Consider the following 24,055-nt stretch of genomic DNA (forward strand, 5'->3'; position numbering starts at 1 on the left):
CAAGTTACTTATGATGACAAACTAGATGTTTTAGCAGAAGATAATTTAATCATAGATGAAGCAGAGATTAGTTCAATCACTCAAGAGCAAGTTACTTATGATGACAAACTAGATGTTTTAGCAGAAGATGGTTTAATCATAGATGAAACAAAAATTAGCTCAATCAGCAAAGACCCAGTTACTCATGATGATAAGCTAGATGCTTTAGCAGAAGATAACTTAATTATAGATGAAGCAGAAGTTAGCTCAATCACTCAAGATCTAGTTGCTAATAACGACAAGTTAAATTTTACTTCTGTTGAAAGCGACCTAATAGCTGACCCCACAAAAGACATTTCCAAAATGGCTAACGAAGTTGTTGAAGTAGATAATACAGATGATGCGGCCTTTATAGATAACAAAAACGAATCATCTAATATAAAAAAAGAGACGGATCTATTTGCTTTAGATCAAGATGAATTTGATATTGTTAAATTAACTGAAAATAAAAAGCAGTATATTGAAGAAGTTAAGGTTAACCAGATTGAAGATATTAATCTAGAAGATAGCACCAAAGTGCGCGAAGAGCTAACAAAAACTATTCTTACCATAGATGTTATAAAAAAGGCAGCTCAAGAAAAAAGCACTATTAAAGCTGAAAAACCAAATAAAATATCTGAACCAGATTTTTCATTTGTAAAAATAAGTAAGAAACCTAAGCTTTCATATAAAACTGTTACCCCACATCCGTTACTTACTTATAATTCTACACATCAATTAGATAATATTTCATCGAAAGCAGAGTTATATCAACTATTATTTGCTGCAATTGACATGGATAATATAACTATACTTCCTGCTTTGAGTAACTTAATAAATATTAATGAGCAAGTAACTATAGCAGGACAATCACCCATAATATATGCTGTAAACCGTGGAAATGTCAACATTATACGCAAATTAATATCTTTAGGATACCCCTTGAATCTTCGCGATGATTATGGTAATGCAGCTATACATATAGCTATTATACAACAACGAGTAGATATTTTAACAGAGCTAATTATTGGTGGAGCAGATATTAATGTTGTAAATGCTGTATATAGGAGACCAATTAATCTAGCTTATGATCTGAGAAATGAACAAATAATTTCTTTACTACGCAAAGTTGGTGCTATTGGCTCAAGAGCGCATAATAATTTCAGGTAAAAGACCAAACTTCTCCCTGTGATATTGCTAGATTTGAAACCACATGTTTTTTGTAATCCTAATAATAATTTAACGTAAAACTATTTTATGTTAAACGCTCAGCTATTTGCTGATATAACATTATAATAGTGCAAATTATATCCTTGAATAATCTATGATATTTATGCAGATAGATAATGTTATAAAAGATTAAAATATCTCTTGAAAAAATTGCCAAAAAACATGCTACGTAAATTAGCTAATGATTTAAATAATTTGGTGATTTTATAATTGTAATATCTATTGAATAGTTAGGGCAAGGGCTGCCATATTAGAGCCCTTACTGAACTATATGATTAGGAAACCAGTTTATTCTGTGTAATCCAAGGCATCATCTCACGCAATTTCTCTCCTACTTCTTCTATTTGATGTGCTTTAGCTAAAGTTCTCATTTTATTCATTTTAGGAAAACCTTGTTTAGCATCAGCCATATATTCTTTAACAAATTCACCATTTTGAATTTTAGTTAAAACTTCTTTCATACGCTTTTTGCAGCCATCATCTACAACTTCAGCTCCGCTTACAAAATCTCCATATTCTGCGGTATTAGAAATTGAGTAGCGCATATTTGCAATACCACCTTCATAAAGCAAATCTACAATTAACTTCATTTCATGTAAACATTCAAAATAAGCCATTTCCGGTGCATAACCTGCTTCTGTCAAAGTTTCAAAACCTTTTTGAATCAGTGAAGTAACTCCTCCACATAATACAGCTTGCTCGCCAAAAAGGTCAGTCTCACATTCTTCTTTGAAACTGGTTTCTATGATCCCTGATCTACCACCACCAATTGCCGATGCATATGATAATGCTAAAGCTTTAGTGTTGCCTGATACATCTTGGGCAAGTGCAATTAAACATGGTACGCCACCTTTTTTCTCATACTCACCTCTAACAGTGTGTCCTGGTCCTTTTGGTGCAACCATACAAACATCTAGATCTTCTCTTGCTTCGATTAACTTAAAATGTATATTTAAACCATGTGCAAACATTAGAGTAGCTCCTTGTTTTAAATTATCTTTTAAATCATTTGTGTAAATTTCTGCTTGAGACTCATCTGGTGCAAGCATCATTAGAACATCTGCAAATTCTGCAGCTTCTTTATTTGAAATAACGGTAAAACCATCTGCTTCTGCTTTAGCTTTGGAAGCAGAACCTGATCTTAATGCTATTTTGATATTTTGAACTCCTGAATCGCGTAAATTCTTTGCGTGCGCATGCGCTTGTGAACCATAACCAATAATTGCAATATTTTTAGATTTTATTATTTCCAAATCAGCATCTTTGTCGTAATATACTGTGAGTGACATTTCTATCCTTTTAATAATTATTTATAATATGCGGTATAATAATGAATGATGATTTTTTTGCAAGCAATGAAAATGACCTAAATAGACCTATAGGTTATGATCAAGTTATTTCTGATCTAGTTTTATTACAACAGCAGAATAAAATTATGCCCGTAAATTTATTTGAAGCAAATAAAGGTACAGGTAAAAGAAAATTATGTGAATATCTAATTATTAAACATCTTGGCAAATCAGCTCTGCAATATTCTGAGTTAAATTCGCATCCAGATCTATTAATTATCGAAGCAGATGTTAGCAAAGCAAGAAATGAAATTACAATTGAGCAAACAAGAAAGATTAAAAACTTTATGTATCTTACTGCTTCACAAGCAAATAATAAAATTATTTTAATAGATGCTGTAGATAATTTAAATTTGAATGCCGCAAATAGCATCCTTAAAATCCTTGAGGAGCCAATAAAAAACTGCTATTTTTACCTTATTTGTCATGATAGCAAAAAAATATTAGCAACTATTTTATCTCGAGCCAATAAGATTAAATTGCCCAAACTTGATAAGATTAGTTTTTCTGAGATCCTAACACATAACAACATCACTGAAAACATGGATGTGTTATTTGAAATTTTTCCGGCCAAGCCAGGTCAAGCCATAGAGTTTGCCAATAGTCAAGGCTTAGACATGTTAGAAGCTATAGAACAGGAATTAACAGTGAAAAATAGTTCTGACCTCACAAACATCATTTCAAAATATAACTTTAAGAAGGAGTCACAAATTTTTGAGAATTTATTAGCTTCTATTCATTATCTTATATATAAAAAGATAAAAAATAATTTAACTAACATTGATCTAATTAATAATTTAAATGATTTTCATGCTGCATTTAATAAAGATTTCAATGCAGCCAAAAAAATCAATTTAGAAAAGGATAATTTTGTTACTAATAATATAAACAAATTGAAAAAGCTTTATGTCTAAAAATTACTATATAACTACACCCATTTATTATGTTAATGACAAGCCCCATATTGGACATGCTTACACCTCACTTGCATGCGATATTTCAGCAAGATTTAAAAGACTAGATGGCTATAAAGTAAAATTTTTAACTGGCACTGATGAGCATGGGCAAAAAGTAGAGAAATCTGCGCAAAAAAAAGACCTAGACCCGCAAATTTTCACTGACCAGGTTGCTAAATATTTTATAGATTTAGCACAAAAAATGAATTTCAGTAATGATGATTTTATTAGAACAACTGAAGTAAGACATAAAAAAACTGCGCAGTTATTTTGGCAGAGATTAAATGATAATGGCTATATCTATAAGGATAAATATTCTGGCTGGTACTCAGTTCGAGATGAGGCTTTTTATAATGAAGAAGAATTAATTGCTGGCAAGGCTCCAACAGGAGCGGAAGTAGAGTGGATGGAAGAAGAAAGTTATTTCTTCAAATTATCTGCTTTTCAAGATAAATTACTAGAATTATATGCTAATCAGCCTGATTTTATTGCGCCTAAATCTAGGCAAAATGAGGTTGTATCTTTTGTCAGGGGTGGCAAAAAATATGTAGAAGGAGCGTTAAAAGACTTATCTATATCTAGAACTAGCTTTTCATGGGGCATTAAAGTACCAAATAACGATAAGCATATTATGTATGTTTGGTTAGATGCTTTAACTAATTATTTATCAGCTTTAGACTTTTCCACAGCTAATAAAAAAGATTTTGATGAATATTGGCCTTGTGATGTGCATATGGTAGGCAAAGATATTTTAAGATTTCATGCAGTTTATTGGCCAGCTTTTTTGCTGGCAGCAGATTTACCTTTACCAAAGAAAATTTTTGCCCATGGTTGGTGGACTAATGAAGGAGAAAAAATTTCCAAATCTTTAGGTAATGTTATTGACCCTCTAGAATTAATTAACGAATATGGTCTAGATCAATTGAGATTCTTTCTCATGCGTCAGGTTCAGTTTGGCAATGATGGTAATTTTTCTAAGACCGAACTAACTAGAACATGCAATAGCGATTTAGCTAATAATTTTGGTAATTTAGTACAAAGAGTTTTAGCTATGATTCAAAAAAACTGCTTTGCATTGGTACCTGCTAATCAAATTTCTGAGAAAATTGATCAAATATTATTAGAAAAATCATATAATTTACTAAGTAAATTAAGAATTCATATTGATAAACAAGATTATAGTAGTTATCTAGCAGAAATAGTTAATTTAGCATCTGACGCTAATGAATATATTGATCAGCAAGCTCCATGGCAGCTGAAAAAAACTGACTTAGAAAGAATGTATTCTGTATTATATGTTTTAGCAGAAGTTATTCGAGTTCTTGCTATATATTTATTACCTGTAATTCCTGATGGCGCTAGTAAAACCTTAGAATTTTTAGCAGTGGCTAAAGAAGATAGGAACTTCAATAAAATTAATGCCAATAACGCCTTAGTTACTGGGCAAAGCTTACCTGTTCCTGAAGCAATTTTTCCACGCTTATAATTAAAATTGCAACCTTGCATTAAAAATGTTAAGCTTAAAAAATGATTAGCATACAAAAAGAAAAATCTAAATCTGCATTTTCTTTGGTGGAAATGGCTATCATTCTTACCATAATTGGCATATTATCCTCCGTTGCCTTAGTTGCTTTTGATCTTAAGAAAGGAGCTGCTATAAGGCTAGCAGCAATTGAAGTGGAAGAAATCAATGTGGCCATTTCAAGCTTTTACGACGCACTACAAGAAATGCCTGGCGATTTTGACCAAGCATCTAAGTTTTGGTCTAGTAATTGTAGTGGCGGCTCAGTTTCTTGTGATGGAGATGGGGATAATGTTATTGAAGCTTATAGTGAAGCTCATTTGGCCTGGTATCATCTTACTTTAACCGATTTTTATGCTGGGCAATTTTCTGGTACAGGAGATGGAGATGAGCAAACCCAAACAGCAAATATTAATGTGCCAGCTTCAGTGATTGATGGAGCGCAATATGCTATTATTCATTATGAGTGGCCAGAATTTCCAGATGAGCATATGCTTATATTAGCTGGAAAAACTAATGGGGATATTGGTAAAAACTCAATTTTAGATGCAAATACAGCTTATGAGCTTGATCGGAAAATAGATGATGGTAGCCCAGGTACAGGCTTTGTATATGGGCGTAATGGCTATAATGACACTGATTGGGATAGTAGTAACTGCTTAATTGATGGTGATGGCAATAGAGTTTCAAATAGTGAAGCAAAGAATAGTAATTGGGAATATAATATGAATATAGATAGTAATGAATGTATCATGGGCTTTAAATTTAAGAGTGTATCTGGCTATGATATTGCTAAATAACTAATCAAATTTTTGTGTATAGAATTAGTTTATTCTGGCAATTTAAGAAGAATTTACTATTTTAAAATAAAACTAAATAAATTATGTCACGCAAATATTTTGGTACAGACGGTATAAGAGGTACGGCAAATAAAGATAATGTCACGCCTGATATTATTATGAAAGCTGGTCAAGCAGCAGGGATAAAATTTCGTAGAGGTAATCATCGCCACCGCGTTATTATTGCAAAAGATACTAGATTATCAGGTTATATGATTGAAACAGCTTTAACTTCAGGTTTAGTTTCTATGGGTATGGATGTTATTTTAGCTGGACCATTACCAACTCCAGCTGTAGCAATGCTAACTAAGTCAATGCGTGCAGATTTAGGTATAATGATTTCTGCATCTCATAATTTATATCAAGATAATGGTATTAAATTATTTGGACCAGATGGTCATAAATTATCAGATAAGATTGAAAAAGACATTGAAGATTTGATGCAAAAAGATCTTACTAATTATTTAGCTCCAGCAGCAGAAATAGGTAAAGCATCTAGAATAGAAGATGCAACTGGTAGATATATTGAACATATCAAAAATACTTTTCCTAAAAAAAACACTTTAGATGGCTTAAAAATTGTTATAGATTGCGCAAATGGTGCTGCTTATAAAATTGGACCAAATGTTTTATGGGAGCTAGGAGCTGAAGTTATTTCCATAGGAGTTAGTCCGGATGGCTTCAACATTAATCAAGATTGTGGTTCAACTAAACCTGAAAATTTATGCAAAGCAGTAGTAAAAAATAAAGCACATATTGGCATTGCCCTAGATGGGGATGCAGACCGTCTAATTGTTGCTGATGCTAAAGGAAAAATAATTGATGGTGATCAAATCATTGCAATTATTGCTGAATATTGGCAAAAAAATAAGTTACTTAAAGGTGGAGGAGTAGTAACTACTAAAATGTCTAATCTTGGCTTAGAAAAACACTTAAATAAACTAAACCTTAAATTAAAACGCACTGATATTGGCGATCGCTATGTATCGGAATTTATGAAAAAAAAGGGCTATAATGTAGGTGGAGAACAATCTGGACATATTATTTTATCAGATTACTCAACTACAGGAGATGGCCTAATTGCAGCATTACAGGTTTTAGCCGTAATGGTAGAGTCAGAGAATAAATTTTCTACTCTTTTTACTCCCCTGCCCCAAACTTTATTAAATGTTAAAATAAATAAGAATTTTTCTTTGGAAGATCCAGCCTTAGTTGCAGCAATAAAAGAAGCGGAAAGCAAATTAAGTGATAATGGCAGAGTATTAGTTAGAAAGTCTGGTACTGAACCGCTCATCAGAATCATGGTTGAAGGGCAAAAATTAAATGAGATAAATAAAATTGCAGAACAAATTGCCAAAACTGTAAAAACTGATGAAACTTCTAATAAACCTAAAAATATTTTAAATAATGCATGGAAAAATTTTAGTAATAGCTGGCTCCGACTCGGGAGGAGGAGCAGGAATTCAGGCGGATCTAAAAACAATTAATAATTTAGGTGCTTACGCAACCACAGCTATAACCGCTCTAACGGCACAAAACTCTCAAGCTGTTAAAGAGATACTACCTATTAGTATAGATTTTATAACTACTCAAATTACCACTATTTGCTCTGATATTAGCATAGACTCCATTAAAATTGGTATGGTTTATAATTTTAATATTTTAAATGAAATAATTATAATATTAAGAAAATTACTTCCAGACACCCCAATAATCTTAGACCCTGTCATGATTGCAACTAGCGGCGCTGCACTTGCCCAAACTGATTTAGAATCCTTAAATATTTTAAGATCTAATATTATTTCTAATTGCTATTTAATCACCCCAAATATTGCTGAAGCAAAAGTCATAAGCAACATGGAGATAACTAATTTAAATGAGATGATAAATGCAGGTAAATACATGCAAAAACTTGGTGCAAAAAATATTTTAATTAAAGGTAGTCATATAGATAGCTCTGAGATTAATGATGTTTTAATTATGCAAGACTCACATATCATTTTTGAAAGTAAAAGAATCAAACATAATAATAATCATGGAAGTGGTTGCTCCTTAGCATCGGCCATAGCTACTTTTATTGCACAAAAAGCCCCTTTGGAACAGGCGGTCGCGAATGCTAGAACATATGTATATAAGGCTATTGAACATGCAATTATACCCGGTAATGGTAATGGTACCTTAAATCACTGTTTAACTAAAATATCTGCAGTTTGAATTTCATGTTTTTGTAAAAACAGCAACAGATCAATAAATTCCTGAACTCTTACGCTTGCTTCGCTCATTATAGTTATTTGTTGCGCTTTACGCTTATGATTATTAAGTAAGTTTTGTTTAAATAAATCAAAGTTAGCAAACTCCTTATCTTCAATAAGCCAACCTTTATTATTAGCTAAGATCTTTACCATTAAAATATTTTGCTCTTTATTTTGTGTTGCAGCGCCTTCATTATCTTTAGGTATATCTAAGTCAATTTTATATGGCAGACTATTTGTAGTTAAAATTAGAAAGAAAATTAAAAGAAACATTACATCTAATAAAGGTGTAAGGTCAGGAATAAAATCGTTAAAAATATTATTTCTTTCTGTACTCTTAACTTTAATCACTATACTTAACTCCCGCCATCTCAAGTGAAATATTATTTAAACCTAATTGATATTGCAAAATTCTTTTTTCAGCAATTCGTGCAAAAATAAAAGTTAGGAACAAAATAACAATTGCAATTGCAAGTCCAAAAGCAGTTGTAAGCATGGCTTCCCACAGACCATCTGCAATTAAAGCTGGCGAGACAGCTTCATTTATAGTAGCTATAACTTCAAAAGAATCTATTATTCCAATAATAGTGCCCAACAAACCTATCATAGGACTAAGCATTGCAATCATGCGTAAAAACCTTAAACCAAATTCCAAACTTTCTTTAATTTTTGATAATTCAACTGAGATTATATCATCTCTGATATTTTTATCTAAATTTTTATTTTTATGTAGCAATGATTGTAAATTTAAGAATTGCTTATCTTTATGCATAGAAGTTAATCTTATATAATATAGAGAGCGTTCTATAATTAATATTGCCGCCAAAAAGGAACAAATAATTAAAGGATAAAATAACGGACCTATCTGAGCTATCATCTTAACTAATTTTAAATTCTATAGGTATTTGTATAAATGCTTTACTATTTTCACCTTGCAATTTATGTGGTAAAAAACTCCATTTTTTTATCGCCTCTAAGGCCGCCTTATCAAGCAAAACATATCCTGATGAATTTATAACTTCTTGTTTTATTTGTTTACCATCTTTATCTAATAATACTTCAACTAAAACTTTACCTTCTTGACCAAGCTTCAAAGCTCTATTTGGGTAATGTGGCGGTGTTTTATCACCCTTTAATTTTACTTCTGTAGTAGTAGGTATGTAGGAGTTTTCCTTTGGTTTATCTTTTTTTATATTATCAGCTTTATTGCTCAATGAATTTTGTTTAACTTCCGTTTTTTTAACAATTTTTTCTTCTAAAATCTTTACCTTAGTTAAATTTAAACTAAGCATATTACTGATTTGTTTGTTTAAATTAGCGTCTATTATTATAGTGCTATTACCACTATTTATATAAAAAAATAGCATGAGATGGAACAATAAAGCAAAAAAAACAGAACTTATAACTCTGTATTTTATATTATCTAAACTTGTGTAACAAACATTCATTTTTCTGTTGACTAAAAATATCTTAATGATAATGATAATGATTATCAATATCTTTTACACGCTCTATTGCAAAATGTCAAATAACAAAATAACAAAAATATTTTTTTTAATATTCCTATTACCCTATATTGCTTATGCTAACAACAATGTGGTGCAGCAAAATAAAATCATGGAAAAAATCATGGTTATTGGCAATCAAAAAAAAGCAATTTCAGCTAGCAGCTCCGCTCATTTCATTAGCAAGGACCAATTAGAAAAAAATGAGTATAGCGATATTAATAGAGTTTTGAAAGTTATACCTGGAGTAATTTTACAAGAAGAGGAAGGTTATGGTAACAGACCTAATATTAGCTTTAGGGGTGGTAGATCTGAGCGAAGTGCAGATATAAATATAATGGAAGATGGAATTTTAATTGCACCAGCACCATATGCTGCGCCAAGCGCATATTATTTTCCAAGGATCAGCAGAATGGATGCGGTTGAAGTTAAAACTGGTTCGAACTCAATAAAGTTTGGTCCAAGATCAACCAATGGTTCGGTTAACTTGATTTCTTCTGCAATACCTCAAAAAAAACAAGGTGAAATATTCACTGCATATGGAAGCGATGAAACTAAAAGGTTCAAAATTAAGCATGGTAAAACCTCTGGTAATTTTGGCTATGTTTTAGATTTTAATCATGAAGCAACTAATGGTTTCAAAACCATTGATAAAGTAGGTGGAAATAGTGGTTACGACCTAAGTGATTACATGGCAAAATTTCAATTCTCTTCCAACCCAGAAAATGAAATATATCAATCTTTAGAAGTAAAAATTGGCAAAACTAACGAAACTTCACATGAAACATATTTAGGTTTAACTGACGAAGACTTTGCGGCAAACCCGTATATGCGTTATGCTGCATCACAAAAAGACAAGATGGATGCTAATCATGAGCAATTACATTTAAGACATCACATAGATTTCAACAAATATGATCTAACCACTACTTTATATCGTAATAACTTTAGCAGAAATTGGTATAAACTACAATCTATTACTGTTGCTGGAGCTACTAGAAAACTTGGTTCCGCCTTAGCAGATAGCACTTACTTAACTGCGCTTAAAGGTGATGTAGATTTAGCTGGTGATGGCAATAATAAATTAACCTTGAAAGCAAATAATCGCGATTATTATGCCACCGGAATTGAGTCTATTTTACAACATAAGTTCAAGCTGGGTAAATATGAACATCAGTTAAATAGTGGGGTTAGATATCATGCAGATCAAGAAGATCGCTTCCAACATGAAGACTCATATTCAATAACATCTGGTGAGATGAATTTAACAACATCTGGAAATCCAGGTTCAAACGCTAACAGAGAAGATAGTGCTAAAAGCTATAGTGCATATATCATGGATGACATAAAAGCAGGTAAATTTAGCCTTACTACGGGCACTAGATACGAACATATTATTCTAACTAGAGAAGATATGAGTGACATTAGTAATAACACAGAAAATACTATAGATGTTATTGTACCAGCTATAACTATTGCTTATGCTCACAATGATAACTTAAACTATTTCACAGGAATACATAAAGGATTTGCTCCACCAAGTCCAGGTTCCACTAATGAGAAAGCTGAAGAAAGTGTAAATTACGAAACGGGCTTCAAATTTAATAAAGGAAAATTACACACAGCATTTACAGCATTTTATCATGATTACAGCAATCTACTTGGTAATTGCACTTTATCATCTGGGGGTGATTGCACTGAGGGAGAGCAATTTAATGCTGGTGAAGTCGCATCAAAAGGAATTGAATTTGGCTTAAATTATGATTTTTCAGGATTTTTAAATTTGAAAACTTTAAATCTTCCCTTCAGCCTAAATTACAGCTATAATAACGCTAAATTTAAGAATAACTTTGATTCTTCTTTTGATGAATGGGGCAGTGTAACAAAAGGTGATCGATTACCTTATATACCAGAACATCAATATTATATTTCTCTTGCACTTGAAAATGATAAATTTTCTTTAGATATTTCTGGAAAATACACCAGCAAAATGAGGACTATTGCAGGGCGTGGCTCGGTTGATAAAAGCCAGAAAACTAATCAAAGCTTTATTACTGACATAGCACTTAATTATAACATATCTAAAAAAGCTAAATACTTTTTAGCTATAGATAATATTTTTGATAAAGTAAATATAGTTGCTAGAAGACCTTATGGAGCAAGACCTAATAAGCCAAGAACAATTCTAACTGGCTTGAAATATAAATTTTAATAAGTAGTTTACAGCAAAATACTTGCATATTGCAAAATTATTGCTATAAATTTTTTTCCAACTTTAAGTTACAAAAGATTATGAAACAAGGAATACACCCAGATTATCATGAAATTAACATCCAAATGTTAGATGGTACTAAATTTAAGACTAGATCTACATATGGAAAAGCAGGTGACACTTTAAAATTGGACATTGATCCAACTACCCATCCTGCTTGGACTGGAAATTCAACTTACATTAATGAAAATGTAAGTAAAGTTGCTAAATTTAAAGAAAGATTCAGCGGTGTTAGCTTTATGGCTAAAAAAAGCACTGATACAGAACAGAAATAATTGCTACTTAATTAATGGAACTTTATCTTTGGTATAAGTCAGTACATATTATAGCAATAATCGCTTGGATGGCGGGTATGCTCTATTTGCCTCGTTTGTTTGTTTATCATGCGGCAGAGCAAAAAGGCTCCAAAACCTCTGAGACCTTTAAAGTAATGGAGAAAAGACTACTCAGATATATTATGAATCCGGCTATGATCGCTTCATATATATTTGGTATCTTGGTAATCTCGCAATCTACCGCTTACTATATGAGCTCGGGCTGGCTTCATGCCAAATTAACTCTAGTTATACTACTTAGTGCCACACATGGGTATTTTGCAAAATTAACTAAAGATTTTGCCTCAGACAACAATAAAAAAACACAAAAATTCTTCAGAACAATCAACGAGGTTCCGACTTTGCTAATGATTATTATTGTTATCTTGGTTGTCGTAAAACCCTTTTAACAACAGCTAACTAGCAAATTAATATTGACTTAAATTTAAATATAAAATAAAGTCATTTTTCATAAAGAATCTATATATTCCCACATTATCATGACTAAAGAACCAGAGCAGAAGCGTCGCCGCTTTTTAGGCCTTCGTAAAGAGCAGAGTAAACCAACTGAAAATGAAGAAGTTGCAAGCGAAGATATAGAAGCTAAAACTGTTGAGACTGACAATTCTGACATAAAAGAAAAAGAAGTTACTAACAAGGAGGAAGAGGCCAAAGGCCCAGAAGGTGAAAGCAAGGACTCAAGCAAGGAACCAAGACATAAGAAACCAGATCACCATAAAAAATTTCGCGAAATTGTACCAAGTGGAAAAACCTTAGATTTAACTGAGTTGAAATTACTACCAACTAACGAGCTTGTAACTATGGGGCAAGAGTTAGAAGTTGAAAATGCTGATACAATGGTTAAGCAAAACTTGCTATTTCAAATATTAAAAAACGCGGCATATAATGGTGACAAAATTGTAGGTGGTGGAGTTTTAGATGTTTTAAATGATGGCTTTGGCTTTTTACGTGCACCAGAAACTAATTATTTATCAGGGCCAGATGATATTTATGTTTCGCCTAATCACATTAGAAAGTTAGGCTTAAGAACTGGTGATGTAATTGAAGGTGAAATAAGGTCTCCTAAAAGAAGTGAGCGATATTTTGCTTTACAAAAAGTAACCAAACTAAATAAAGAAGAGCTTTCAGGTTCAAGGCATAGAAGAACAAACTTTGATAATTTAACCCCTTTATATCCACAAGAGAAAATAAATTTAGAGCTAGATATTTCCAAGGCAAAAGATATTTCAAATAGAGTAATTGAGTTAGTTGCTCCTATTGGTAAGGGGCAAAGAGCTTTAATAGTTGCACCACCTCGTACTGGAAAAACTGTATTAATGCAAAATATCGCACATGCAATTAATGAAAATCACCCCGATATCTCTCTATTAGTCTTACTTATCGATGAAAGACCTGAGGAGGTTACAGATATGTCTAGATCTGTAAAAGGTGAAGTGATTAGCTCAACTTTTGATGAGCCTGCTACTCGCCATGTACAATTAGCAGATTTAATTAGTGAAAAAGCCAAGAGATTGGTTGAACAAGGTAAGGATGTAGTTATATTACTTGATTCAATAACAAGATTAGCTAGGGCTTACAATACTGTAGTGCCATCATCTGGAAAAGTATTAACAGGAGGTGTTGATTCAAATGCCCTGCAACGCCCTAAAAGATTTTTTGGTGCAGCTAGAAACATAGAAAATGGTGGATCTTTAACTATTATAGCCACAGCTTTAATTGAAACAGGTTCGCGTATGGATGAAGTTATTTTTGAAGAGTTCAAGGGTACAGGTAATTCAGAAGTAGTGCTTGATCGTAAATTATCCGACAAAAGAATTTATCCTGCGATAGACATCAATAAATCTGGTACCAGAAAAGATGATATGTTAGTGGATCCTAAAGATCTTAGCAAAATGTGGGTATTAAGAAAGATAGTAAGCTCAATGAACACAATAGAAGCAATGGAGTTTCTAGCTGATAAAATTAAAAAAACTAAAAGTAATAGCGAGTTTTTTGCAACAATGAATCAGTAATTTAGAACGCTTAAAATAGCTAATTGACTATTTAAGTGATTATTGCTAAAAAAATAAAAACTTTTTAATATAATTATGCCTAAAAGAAATAAAATATCCCTGATTGGTGCTGGTAATATTGGTGGAACCCTTGCACATTTAATTGCATTAAAAGAATTAGGAGATTTTGTACTACTTGATTTATCAGCAACAATATCTACAGGTAAAGCTCTGGATATAGCGCAAAGTGGCGGTATTGAGAATTTTAATGTAAATTTCAAAGGCACGAATGACTATGCTGATATAGCAGACTCTGATGTAATTATTGTTACAGCTGGTAGTCCAAGAAAACCTGGCATGAGCAGAGATGATTTAATTGATATTAACACAAATGTAATTAAACAAGTAGGAGCTGGTATAAAAAAACATGCTCCAAATGCATTTGTTATCGTAATTACTAACCCATTAGATGTTATGGTTTGGGTAATGCGTGAAGTTACTGGTTTTGCTCACCATAAAGTAGTTGGTATGGCTGGTGTTTTGGATACGGCTAGACTTAAATGTTTTTTAGCAGAAGCTTTAAATGTTTCAGTTGAAGATGTAAGTGGTTTTGTTTTGGGAGGACATGGAGATTCTATGGTTCCTTTAATGAGATTTACTAGCGTTAACGGTATTCCAGTAACTGAGCTAGTTAAAATGGGCTGGATTAGCAATGAAAAAGTAAAACAAATAGAAGAGCGAACTAAAAATGGTGGTGCTGAGATCGTAAAGTTACTTGAAACTGGTTCCGCTTTTTACTCTCCCGCTTCTAGCGCTATATTAATGGCAGAATCATATCTAAAAGACCAAAAAAGAATTTTACCATGTGCCGCATATTTAAATGGCGAATATGGAGTGAAAGACACATATGTAGGAGTTCCAGTTGTAATTGGCGCTAATGGTGTTGAGAAGATAGTCGAATTAAGCTTAACAAATGATGAACAAAAAGAGTTTGATGCATCAGTTGGCTCAGTGCAAAATTTAATAAAATTAGTCAATATTTAGGTTTAACATGAGAAAAATCATTCTTACCTTATCTTTTTTTCTAACAATTAATATCTCTTTTGCTTTTAACCTAGATGATGCTTTAGAAAAACTTGAAGATAATGCTAAGGTGCAAATGGATAAGTCTCTTGAAAATAATAAAGGAGTTAGCATCTCCTTAGATTCTTTAGCCAAAGATCTAAAGGGCGAAGCTGTAAGTAAATTAGATGCTTTAGAACAAAGAGTGAATAGTAAAATAGATGCTTATGATGAGAAAATTACCTTAGAAATTAATAATGCTGCAAATCAAATAGAAGCAAAAATAGCAGAGCTAGAAGAAATCAAAAAAAGAGCTAATAAAGTTATTACTTTAGTACAAATCTTTTTAGCTATTTTATCTTTTTCCACAATCGCATTAATTTACTTTATTTGGCGAGCATATCGTAAGATAAATAGATTATATAATATGTTAGATAATGTTTATTCATACAAGGATCTTAATGCAAGATTAACAACATTAGAAAAAAGAAGTTAACAACTAGATCTCTTTTGCTCTAATTTGCCTTGATGTGCTAAAAATTATTGCAAACGTCAATATTTTGTTACTCTTTTTCAGAACTTTATGAAGCTGTCTAATTTAGATAAGCTTGATAGTTTCTATATCTAGCCTTACATGTTTAGTTACAATAATATTTTCACCAAGATTTAACATAACCTTAATTACCTTAATAAAGTAAGTTAATCTTTATATTTCTTTAAGCTCTAATTTATCATTTTTTATGATTAAGGCTATTTCGCCTGTTAATATTTTTTTAGCTATTTTTCCAAAAATTTCATAACGCCACCCAGTCATGAATGGCACTTGAGCGCTTCTTATGAATCTTTCTATGTCTTTCGTTAAAGCGATATTTTTTACTGAAACTTTAGATTCTTTTGCAACATATTTTAAATAAATTTTCAAATAATCTGCAATTAACTCTTTCTTATCATTTAACTTCTCTTTCTTAGCAACTACTAGCTCAGTTTTTTCTAATTTAGTTTTTTTAGCAATTACTAATAAATCTTCCAACATATATTTGGGTGTCATTTTTTTTAAGATTCTATCTTTTTCAAAATCTTCCATTTTTATTGGTTTTAATTTTGCTAATCTAATGAGAAATTCATCTCGAATAATGAATCTTCGTGGTTTGTTTTTACTAACAGCTAAATTTTCCCTATATTTTGTAAAAGCTCTTAAATAGTTAAGAAAAAACTCAATTTCACTATTTTGTGAGACTCTCTTCCAGGCTATGTCTGGATCTAGATAATAATTTTCTAAATTATATAAATTTTCAATTTCTTCTTGGAACCAATTTTGTCTTTTAAGTTTTAGTAAATCTGCATTTAATTTTTCATATAATTCAAACAAATATTTTACATCATTTCCTGCATAAGTTAACTCAGCATTAGTTAGGGGCCTTTTTTGCCAATTTGCTAATTTGTTTTCTTTACATAGTGAAGTTTTAGTAACTTTTTTAACTAATTTAGCATAGGAAATACTATCACCAAAACCAAGGAAGCTTGCTGCTAATTGAGTATCAAATATAGATTTTGGGATTACCTCAAAATTTTTATAAAAAACATCTATATCCTGCAAACTACTATGCATAATTTTTAGAATATTATCATCTAGTAAAATTTCTAAAAATAATTTTAAATTTAATTTAAGTGGGTCAATAATATAAATATGTTTTTTTGTAGCTATTTGCATTAAGCATAATAAAGGAACAAAAGTTGTCTCTCTAATAAACTCACAATCAAAAGCGATGGCTGCTTCACTGGTTAATTTATTGCATAATTTATCAAATTCAATTTGGGAATCTATATATATCATTTTGTTATTTTAGGAAATCAGTAAAAAAGAAATCTATAGCTAAATTCTGGAATTTTTTTTCTGTTTCTATATCGTTAATAGTAAAAGTTATTGTTGGTAAGTTTAATTCTTTTTTAACTAAAAAAGCAAAATTATTTTCAGCTTTGTCTTGGGTCATAGAAATGGCTGCACATGGATTATATTTTAAAAACTCGATTATTTCTGTTTCACTATACTCATTATGATATGCACCAAAGATAATGGCTTTTGGGTGATATATAATAGCTTTTTGATATTGAGAAAAATAATAAATTTGTACAATTATACGCTCAATTAATTGAGGCTCTGTTTTTTTTACAAAAGCAAGAAATTCCGCTGGAGTAACATCTTTTGTATCCGAAACGATATAGCAATCTGGGTGTTTTTTGAACCAAATTAAAATCTCTGCTAAAGTTAATTGTTGATAATTATTTATCATGTTATCAGCTTTAAATTCTGCTAAGCTGGCCCTGCCCTTTTTGTTAAATATTTTATCTCTAGTTTTCTGCCAATCATGCAGCAAAACATATTCACCATCAGTGGTATGATTAATATCAAATTCAATATATCTATGCCCATTTTCATATGCTAAGTTAAGAGCTTCTAATGAATTACTATAAGATATATTCTCAATACCTCCGCATGCATGTGCTATATATTTTGTGAACATGTATTTAACTATAAATAATATAGACAATAATGTTTAAATTTTTATGATAAATATAAATATTAATTAATTGTTAAATGAAAGACGTGAATATCGAGCTAATAAATGAACATAGAAGCGAAACTAATCTTAACCGAAATTTTGCTTTAGAAGCTGTAAGAATAACCGAATTCGCGGCTTTGGCATGTAGCTCATGGATTGGTAAAGGTAAAAAAGACGCAGCAGATCAAGCTGCCGTAAATGCAATGAGAGACTCTCTAAATACTATGGACCTAGATGGCACTATCGTAATTGGCGAAGGAGAAAGGGATAAAGCCCCAATGCTTTATATTGGTGAAAAGGTAGGTAATGGAAATGGTCCGGCTATTGATATTGCATTAGACCCATTAGAAGGCACTGATTTATGTGCAACAGGAAGTCCAAATTCACTAGCTGTTATTGCTTTTGCAAGAAAGGGCTGCTTCTTACATGCGCCAGATGTATATATGGATAAAATTGCAGTTGGTAATGGCTTACCTAATGGTGTTATTGATTTAGATAATAGTCCAAAAACAAATTTACAAAATTTAGCTAAAGCTAGAAATTGTGATATTTCTGACTTAACTGCTGTAATTCTAGATAGAGATCGCCATAATGAATTAATTGCCAGGGTTAGAGAAGCAGGAGCAAGAATAAATATTATCACTGATGGAGATGTTGCAGCAATAATTTCTACTGCAATTCCAAACCCCTCTGCTGACATTTACTTTGGTATTGGCGGTGCACCTGAAGGTGTTTTGGCAGCAGCGGCATTAAGAGCTACTGGCGGTCAAATGCAGGCTCGTTTAAAGTTTTATGACGATAAAGCCCAGATAGAGCGCGCAAAAAAAATGGGTATTATTGACTTAAATCAAAAATATACGCATGAAGAAATGGCTAAAGGGGATGTTATGTTTGCCGCAACTGGTGTAACTGATGGTTTCATGTTAAATGGTGTTAAGCACTATAAGGGTAGAAATATAACTCATTCTATTGTTATGCGTTCTGCCACAAGAACTGTTAGAACTATAACCACTGAGCAAACTATTAAGTAATTAAGATTTAATAAATTTTTATAATTTATTGAGTCTTAATTGAAGAATGATGACAAATAACAATATTGTTAAGGCTTTATTGTCACTGCTTTATAATGTTAATTATTAAGCAATTAAATAATATAAATTCCGTTATAGGCTAAAATTCTATCAAGAGAGTGAATTTGCAGAGGATCTAATTACACAAGAAACTATATTTAAAAAATTATTATCAGCTAAATTAGTATATGAGAATAACATTAAAGAAACTGCTTAATCTTTAAATATATCTTACCAGTATCGATAAAGATCTGAGCTACACTGATGAATAACAATATAATCTAAACATAAGCAAGGAATTTAGATCAAAGTTATCCACTAAAACAACTAGATAGTAAGAAAATAATCCCAACTTAATCATAAAGCATAAAGACATTACTATAACAACAGATGGTACCAGATGGCATCAATACTCCAAATATCTTCTACAAGATGTAAAAGGATAAAAAGCATCCTTAAGCCCTCTAAATAGCTCAGAACTTAAAGCCAATAGAAAAGTTATGCTCAATATATCAAAGGTAACATAAGCAAAAACATAGTTTATAAAAGCTTAAAAGATTCAAAGAAAAAATATGCAAATTTGTCTGAGCAAGATAAATAACGGAAATTATTATGAGCGTTAGTAGGGTAAATTATATAATGTATCTGAAGACTGGAATTGGTACAACCCGAAATTTAGATCAAACAAATAGCACAAATTTTAAGCGATCATATATATAAATTAAGTTACATATAAAGGCACTAAAAATAGCTCTCTTAAAAAATCTAAATTACTATTATAATTTTTCTAGCCCAAGGGATAACGCAGCAGAGCCCGTATATGAAGTTTCCATAACTCCGAAAGGTTCTAGTAAATCTATGAAATTTTTAATTCTAGAAGGTTTATCTGCAACCTGTAACATAAAATAGTTTTTTTCCTTATCAACTAATTTTGCATTATGTATATTACCTATTCTGATAATTTCTTCCCTAGTCTCTTCGGTTAATTTTACTTTTACTAAAACTAAACTTCGCTCTATATGGGGCATTGAATCAGAAAGATCTATGGCTTTATGCACTGGTACCAAACGTTCTAATAATTTGATGATTAAATCTATAGTATTTTGTGAACCATAAGTAGTTATAGTGATTCGAGAAATATTTTTAACCTCATCTACTACTGCAACTGATAAAGTTTCTATATTATAGCCTCTAGCTGAAAATAAGCTAACTACTCTAGCTAATGCGCCAAATTCATTATCAACTAAGATAGCAATAACATGCTTATCTTCTATTTTTAAAGTGTCGTTACTCATACTAAATTTTTATTTAATTTAACTTTTACTTTTTGTTTTGGGTTTAACTCCATTTCATAATGGGCAGCCCCAGCTGGTATCATTGGATAAACATTTTCTTTAGGATCAACCATACAATCAAATAACACGGGCCCTTTATGCTCTAGCATTTCAGCAATTTTATCATCTAATTCATCAAGATTAGTAGCCCTAAGACCTTTTATACCAAAACTTTCAGCTAAATTAACAAAATCAGGCAAAGCATCCATATAGCTTTCACTATGGCGATCGCCAAAGAACAATTCTTGCCATTGTCTTACCATACCCATATACCTATTATTAAGAATCATAATTTTAACTGGAGTACGATATTGCTTCACTGTGGATAATTCTTGAATATTCATCATAAAAGATGCTTCTCCAGTGACACAACATACTAATTTCTTTGGATTAGCAATTTGGGCGCCAAGAGCTGCTGGTAAACCATAACCCATAGTACCCGCTCCTCCAGAGGTTAACCATTCATTTGGAGAGTCAAATTTAAAATGTTGCGCTGTCCACATTTGGTGCTGTCCCACATCAGTTGAAACTATAGGATGTTGTTTTTTAGTTGCTTCATACAAAGCTTGCACAGCTTTTTGTGGCTTTATTACTTTACCTTTTTGTTCAAATGAAAGTGATTTTTCCGCGCGCCAACTTGCAATTTTATGCCACCAATCTTTAGTTTGCTCTGCACTATCAGTTTTATTCAATTCTTGCCACCCTGATAAGATCTCAGTCAAAGCTAGCCCTGCATCGGCTTGTATAGCAACATCAACTTTAATATTTTTATTAATTGAAGAAGTATCTATATCAATGTGGATTTTCTTTGAATCTACTGAAAATTTATCAGTTCTACCTGTTACTCTATCATCAAATCTTGCCCCAACATTAATCATGACATCACTTTTTGCCATAGCCATATTTGCTTCTAAGGTTCCATGCATACCAAGCATACCCAAAAATTGCTCATCAGTAGATGGAAAGGCACCAAGCCCCATTAAGGTTGCCGTGGCTGGATATCCAGTTGCTTTAATTAATTGTGTTAAGGTTTTAGAAGCTTCCGGCCCCGCGTTAATAACACCACCTCCAATATAAAAGATTGGTCTTTTTGCTTTTGCTATTAACTCTACCGCTTCTTTTATTTTATTTTTTTTAGGCTTAGCAGATAATTTATAAGAAGCTCTAGTTACGCTTTTTATTGCTTTATATTCAACTTCTGTATTTGAGATATCTTTAGGTAAATCAATTAACACAGGACCAGGCCTGCCAGTAGTTGCAACCATTATCGCTTCATGTACTGTCTCTTCTATTTTAGTTGCATCTTTAATTAGATAATTATGCTTAGTGCAAGATCTGGTTAACCCTACAGTGTCTGCTTCTTGAAAAGCATCCGTACCAATCAAAGCACTTGGTACTTGACCAGTAATACAAATTAGCGGCACTGAATCCATCATCGCATCCATCAATCCTGTAATAGTATTAGTTGCGCCTGGCCCTGAGGTTACTAATACAGCCCCTATCTTGCCTGAAGATCTGGCATAACCCTCTGCTGCATGAGTTGCGCCTTGTTCATGACGCACTAAAATATGTCTCAATGTGCTTTGTTTAAAGAGCTCATCATAAATTGGAAGAACTGCACCTCCTGGATAACCAAAAATATTGGTAACCCCATTATCTACCAAGGCTTTAATTAGAATATTCGCGCCTATAAATTTTTTTGTCATAACTTAATTAAATTTAACTTCTCCAAACATATACCATTATATCTTCCTTTCAAGTAAATTAGGTGTTTATAAGTAAGAAAAAAACCAAAGCTATTATATCAAAAAAAGTAACATAATTTATGTTCATTTAAAGAGAGAAACATCCAAATCCATTCACCCCATAACCTAAAAACTCTTATATCTCTCTCATGAATAAATAATTAAGTTCACCTCCATAATTTTGATAATTTAAACAAAATTTACTATATTTATTACTTAAAACAACTTTTAGCATCTTTCTTTTTTGTGATTTTGTGCTTTTCCATATCAGCAAGTAATTTTCTTGTCATTATTTGTTATACACACATAAAATTTGCAAATAATCTTTAAATAATTTCTAGCTATCATGATTTATTTTAGATTTTTATAGCATAAAATAATGCAAATTATATTTTGTGAATATAAAGCTATAGAATAATCTGATAAATAAAACATTGTTTTAAATATATGACTAATAAAATAACTACACAAATATTAACATATCTTGGCGTGCTTCCTTTTGTTTTTTTTACAATATTGAATGTTTTAGCAGTTGAATATTTCTTTAATATCAAAGTAAATTTACTGCTTATAAGCTACGCTGTGGTAATTTTATCTTTTGTAAGTGGGCTTAATTTTTCTTATGGTTTAAAGCAAAATAATTATGCGATTTATTACTTAATAATAAGTAACATTATTGCTCTAATTGCATATTACAACTTATTAAGCACAGATTATGTTTTTAGCTATGCAACAATTTTAGTGGCATTTTTATTCTGTTTAGTTTTAGATTTTTATGCCTATAAAGCAAAAATTATTGCAAGTTGGTTTTTTAAATTACGCCTAAATATAACCGCCCTTGTTTCATTATGTTTAGGCGCAAATATAATTTTCTCTTAATTCGATTAGTAATTTTTTAAGTAAGTGATTAACTTCATTACTATTTATATATTTTTCCGGCCAAAAAATTTCCTCATTTATGGGGCTAAAGCCTGATTTTATAAAGCGAGAAGTAATATTATCTTCTTTAGCATGCTTGAAATATTCTGGCAATGAGTAGCTTTGCTTATCCTCGGTTACTGGTTTTTCTGGTGCAAAATACTCTGTGGCAAGATAGATATTTATGAGTATAAACAATAAATGCAAATCTAGTTGATATGCTTTAGAGCTAGAAGCTAATCTAAATTCTATGCGGGCAAATTTATGCCAATCTTCAACTGATTTATTTATTGCATATTTAAGCTTTGTAAAATCTGTATCTAAATGATTAACTACATTTTTTTTGTTTTTTTCTGCATAATAGGCTATGCTTCCTTGATTACCGCCGGAAATATCATGTGGCGACATTAATTCATCATGTAGATTATATTCATTTCTGAGCAAAAGCCGATCTAAGCTTGCTTGATCAGCTATAAAAAAGACCAAATTATTTACTGAGTTTTTAATTAATAAATTTTGCAAATTATAAGCATATTTCTTATCAGCTAATAAGTTTAAACCATTTTGCCATAGACTAACATTTATTTGTATTGCATTTGGTACATGTATATTTTTTCCCTTTTCATCTTTTTGCCAATTATATTTACAAGGCTCTAGAAGCACTTTATTTGGTGCAAATATGTCAGTTATATTTTTACTAAATAACGCAAAATCAGATCTAATTTTATTGAGCTCTCCAATTTGAAAATTAGTTTCATACTCCCATTGATTATGCCAAAACTCCTCTTTTATTTTGGCATTTATATTATAGCTCTTTAATTTCTGGTTTAGTTTTTGGTAATATTGCAGCTTTGTTAAATTGTCATTTTGTTGATAGAGCCCCTCTATTTCAAGATTAAATGATAATTGTATATTTTTCTGTGCAAAAAAGTCTTCAAATAAAATTATTAAATTTTCAATAGTATCATTGCATAAATTTTTCATCTTAATATGCTTGTTGTTTAATAAAAAAAGATTCCATGTTTTTAGATAAAAAAGAAGGCGTTAATTACACTGCAAATCCACTAAGAAAGCAAAGCATACCTAATTATATTAG

At 31.4% G+C, this 24,055-nt stretch carries 23 protein-coding genes; 14 read left to right on the forward strand and 9 right to left on the reverse strand.

The window, feature by feature from the left end; translation table 11 throughout:
- Positions 1–1,188, forward strand: a 1,188-nt coding sequence (locus HOH73_02800; GenBank protein MBT5827786.1) for an ankyrin repeat domain-containing protein, incomplete at its 5' end; no start/stop codon positions are given.
- A gap of 335 nt (positions 1,189–1,523) precedes the next feature.
- Here HOH73_02800 and ilvC read toward each other — a convergent pair.
- Entirely contained in the window at positions 1,524–2,537 is a 1,014-nt protein-coding gene (gene ilvC, locus HOH73_02805; protein ID MBT5827787.1) for a ketol-acid reductoisomerase, read from the reverse strand.
- 41 nt (positions 2,538–2,578) lie between these two features.
- On the opposite strand from ilvC, the gene HOH73_02810 reads away from it, so the two are divergent.
- From HOH73_02810 to thiD, 5 genes are all read left to right on the forward strand, one after another.
- Positions 2,579–3,511, forward strand: a complete 933-nt coding sequence (locus tag HOH73_02810) for an AAA family ATPase (GenBank protein MBT5827788.1) — start codon at positions 2,579–2,581, stop codon at positions 3,509–3,511.
- Positions 3,504–5,039: a methionine--tRNA ligase gene (locus tag HOH73_02815; GenBank protein MBT5827789.1), complete on the forward strand. Its 1,536-nt coding sequence runs from the start codon at positions 3,504–3,506 to the stop codon at positions 5,037–5,039. Before HOH73_02810 ends, HOH73_02815 begins: the two co-directional genes overlap by 8 nt.
- A 41-nt stretch (positions 5,040–5,080) precedes the next feature.
- Positions 5,081–5,875, forward strand: coding sequence for a type II secretion system protein (locus HOH73_02820; protein ID MBT5827790.1), 795 nt, complete (start codon positions 5,081–5,083; stop codon positions 5,873–5,875).
- A gap of 83 nt (positions 5,876–5,958) precedes the next feature.
- On the forward strand, positions 5,959–7,401 hold the full coding sequence (locus HOH73_02825; protein ID MBT5827791.1) for a phosphoglucosamine mutase: 1,443 nt from the start codon (positions 5,959–5,961) through the stop codon (positions 7,399–7,401).
- Entirely contained in the window at positions 7,322–8,128 is an 807-nt protein-coding gene (gene thiD, locus HOH73_02830; protein ID MBT5827792.1) for a bifunctional hydroxymethylpyrimidine kinase/phosphomethylpyrimidine kinase, read from the forward strand. The genes HOH73_02825 and thiD overlap by 80 nt, the downstream gene beginning before the upstream one ends.
- Here thiD and HOH73_02835 read toward each other — a convergent pair.
- Genes HOH73_02835 through HOH73_02845 form a run of 3 tightly spaced genes read right to left on the reverse strand, consistent with a single transcriptional unit; the run spans position 8,098 to position 9,458 of the window.
- Positions 8,098–8,517, reverse strand: a complete 420-nt coding sequence (locus tag HOH73_02835; protein ID MBT5827793.1) for a hypothetical protein — start codon at positions 8,515–8,517, stop codon at positions 8,098–8,100. The genes thiD and HOH73_02835 overlap by 31 nt on opposite strands.
- A complete protein-coding gene (locus HOH73_02840; protein MBT5827794.1) occupies positions 8,510–9,043 on the reverse strand; it encodes a MotA/TolQ/ExbB proton channel family protein in 534 nt (177 codons plus the stop codon). The genes HOH73_02835 and HOH73_02840 overlap by 8 nt, the downstream gene beginning before the upstream one ends.
- A gap of 1 nt (position 9,044) precedes the next feature.
- The gene (locus HOH73_02845; GenBank protein ID MBT5827795.1) at positions 9,045–9,458 is read right to left on the reverse strand and encodes an energy transducer TonB; all 414 of its coding nucleotides are present in this window, start codon (positions 9,456–9,458) and stop codon (positions 9,045–9,047) included.
- A gap of 229 nt (positions 9,459–9,687) precedes the next feature.
- Between HOH73_02845 and HOH73_02850 the strand changes: the two genes are divergently transcribed.
- The 6 genes from HOH73_02850 (at position 9,688) to HOH73_02875 (ending at position 15,827) form a co-directional block, all read left to right on the forward strand.
- On the forward strand, positions 9,688–11,883 hold the full coding sequence (locus HOH73_02850; protein ID MBT5827796.1) for a TonB-dependent receptor: 2,196 nt from the start codon (positions 9,688–9,690) through the stop codon (positions 11,881–11,883).
- Positions 11,884–11,963: 80 nt separating this feature from the next.
- Positions 11,964–12,218, forward strand: coding sequence for a 50S ribosomal protein L31 (rpmE, locus tag HOH73_02855; protein ID MBT5827797.1), 255 nt, complete (start codon positions 11,964–11,966; stop codon positions 12,216–12,218).
- A 14-nt stretch (positions 12,219–12,232) separates the two neighbouring features.
- A complete protein-coding gene (gene hemJ / locus HOH73_02860) occupies positions 12,233–12,667 on the forward strand; it encodes a protoporphyrinogen oxidase HemJ (GenBank protein ID MBT5827798.1) in 435 nt (144 codons plus the stop codon).
- A 90-nt stretch (positions 12,668–12,757) separates the two neighbouring features.
- Positions 12,758–14,290, forward strand: coding sequence for a transcription termination factor Rho (rho, locus tag HOH73_02865; protein ID MBT5827799.1), 1,533 nt, complete (start codon positions 12,758–12,760; stop codon positions 14,288–14,290).
- Positions 14,291–14,365: 75 nt separating this feature from the next.
- On the forward strand, positions 14,366–15,313 hold the full coding sequence (mdh, locus tag HOH73_02870) for a malate dehydrogenase (GenBank protein MBT5827800.1): 948 nt from the start codon (positions 14,366–14,368) through the stop codon (positions 15,311–15,313).
- A 7-nt stretch (positions 15,314–15,320) separates the two neighbouring features.
- The gene (locus HOH73_02875; protein MBT5827801.1) at positions 15,321–15,827 is read left to right on the forward strand and encodes a hypothetical protein; all 507 of its coding nucleotides are present in this window, start codon (positions 15,321–15,323) and stop codon (positions 15,825–15,827) included.
- Between the two features lie 210 nt (positions 15,828–16,037).
- Here the strand turns inward: HOH73_02875 and HOH73_02880 are convergent, their stop codons facing one another.
- Together HOH73_02880 and HOH73_02885 are read right to left on the reverse strand one after the other, a co-directional pair.
- On the reverse strand, positions 16,038–17,165 hold the full coding sequence (locus HOH73_02880) for a hypothetical protein (protein ID MBT5827802.1): 1,128 nt from the start codon (positions 17,163–17,165) through the stop codon (positions 16,038–16,040).
- Between the two features lie 4 nt (positions 17,166–17,169).
- Positions 17,170–17,853, reverse strand: coding sequence for a hypothetical protein (locus HOH73_02885; protein MBT5827803.1), 684 nt, complete (start codon positions 17,851–17,853; stop codon positions 17,170–17,172).
- Positions 17,854–17,927: 74 nt separating this feature from the next.
- Between HOH73_02885 and glpX the strand changes: the two genes are divergently transcribed.
- Positions 17,928–18,923, forward strand: coding sequence for a class II fructose-bisphosphatase (gene glpX, locus HOH73_02890; GenBank protein MBT5827804.1), 996 nt, complete (start codon positions 17,928–17,930; stop codon positions 18,921–18,923).
- An 815-nt stretch (positions 18,924–19,738) separates the two neighbouring features.
- Here glpX and ilvN read toward each other — a convergent pair.
- Positions 19,739–20,257 carry an acetolactate synthase small subunit gene (gene ilvN, locus HOH73_02895; GenBank protein MBT5827805.1) on the reverse strand — a complete coding sequence of 173 codons (519 nt, stop codon included), beginning with the start codon at positions 20,255–20,257 and terminating at the stop codon, positions 19,739–19,741.
- A complete protein-coding gene (gene ilvB, locus HOH73_02900; protein ID MBT5827806.1) occupies positions 20,254–22,002 on the reverse strand; it encodes a biosynthetic-type acetolactate synthase large subunit in 1,749 nt (582 codons plus the stop codon). Before ilvB ends, ilvN begins: the two co-directional genes overlap by 4 nt.
- Positions 22,003–22,488: 486 nt before the next feature.
- Between ilvB and HOH73_02905 the strand changes: the two genes are divergently transcribed.
- Positions 22,489–22,920 (forward strand): DUF3429 domain-containing protein, encoded by a 432-nt coding sequence (locus tag HOH73_02905; GenBank protein ID MBT5827807.1) that lies wholly within the window; start codon positions 22,489–22,491, stop codon positions 22,918–22,920.
- Here HOH73_02905 and HOH73_02910 read toward each other — a convergent pair.
- Positions 22,894–23,943, reverse strand: a complete 1,050-nt coding sequence (locus tag HOH73_02910) for a hypothetical protein (protein ID MBT5827808.1) — start codon at positions 23,941–23,943, stop codon at positions 22,894–22,896. The genes HOH73_02905 and HOH73_02910 overlap by 27 nt on opposite strands.
- Positions 23,944–24,055 lie beyond the last annotated feature (112 nt).

Source organism: Alphaproteobacteria bacterium, assembly GCA_018667735.1.
GTDB lineage: Bacteria > Pseudomonadota > Alphaproteobacteria > Rickettsiales > JABIRX01 > JABIRX01.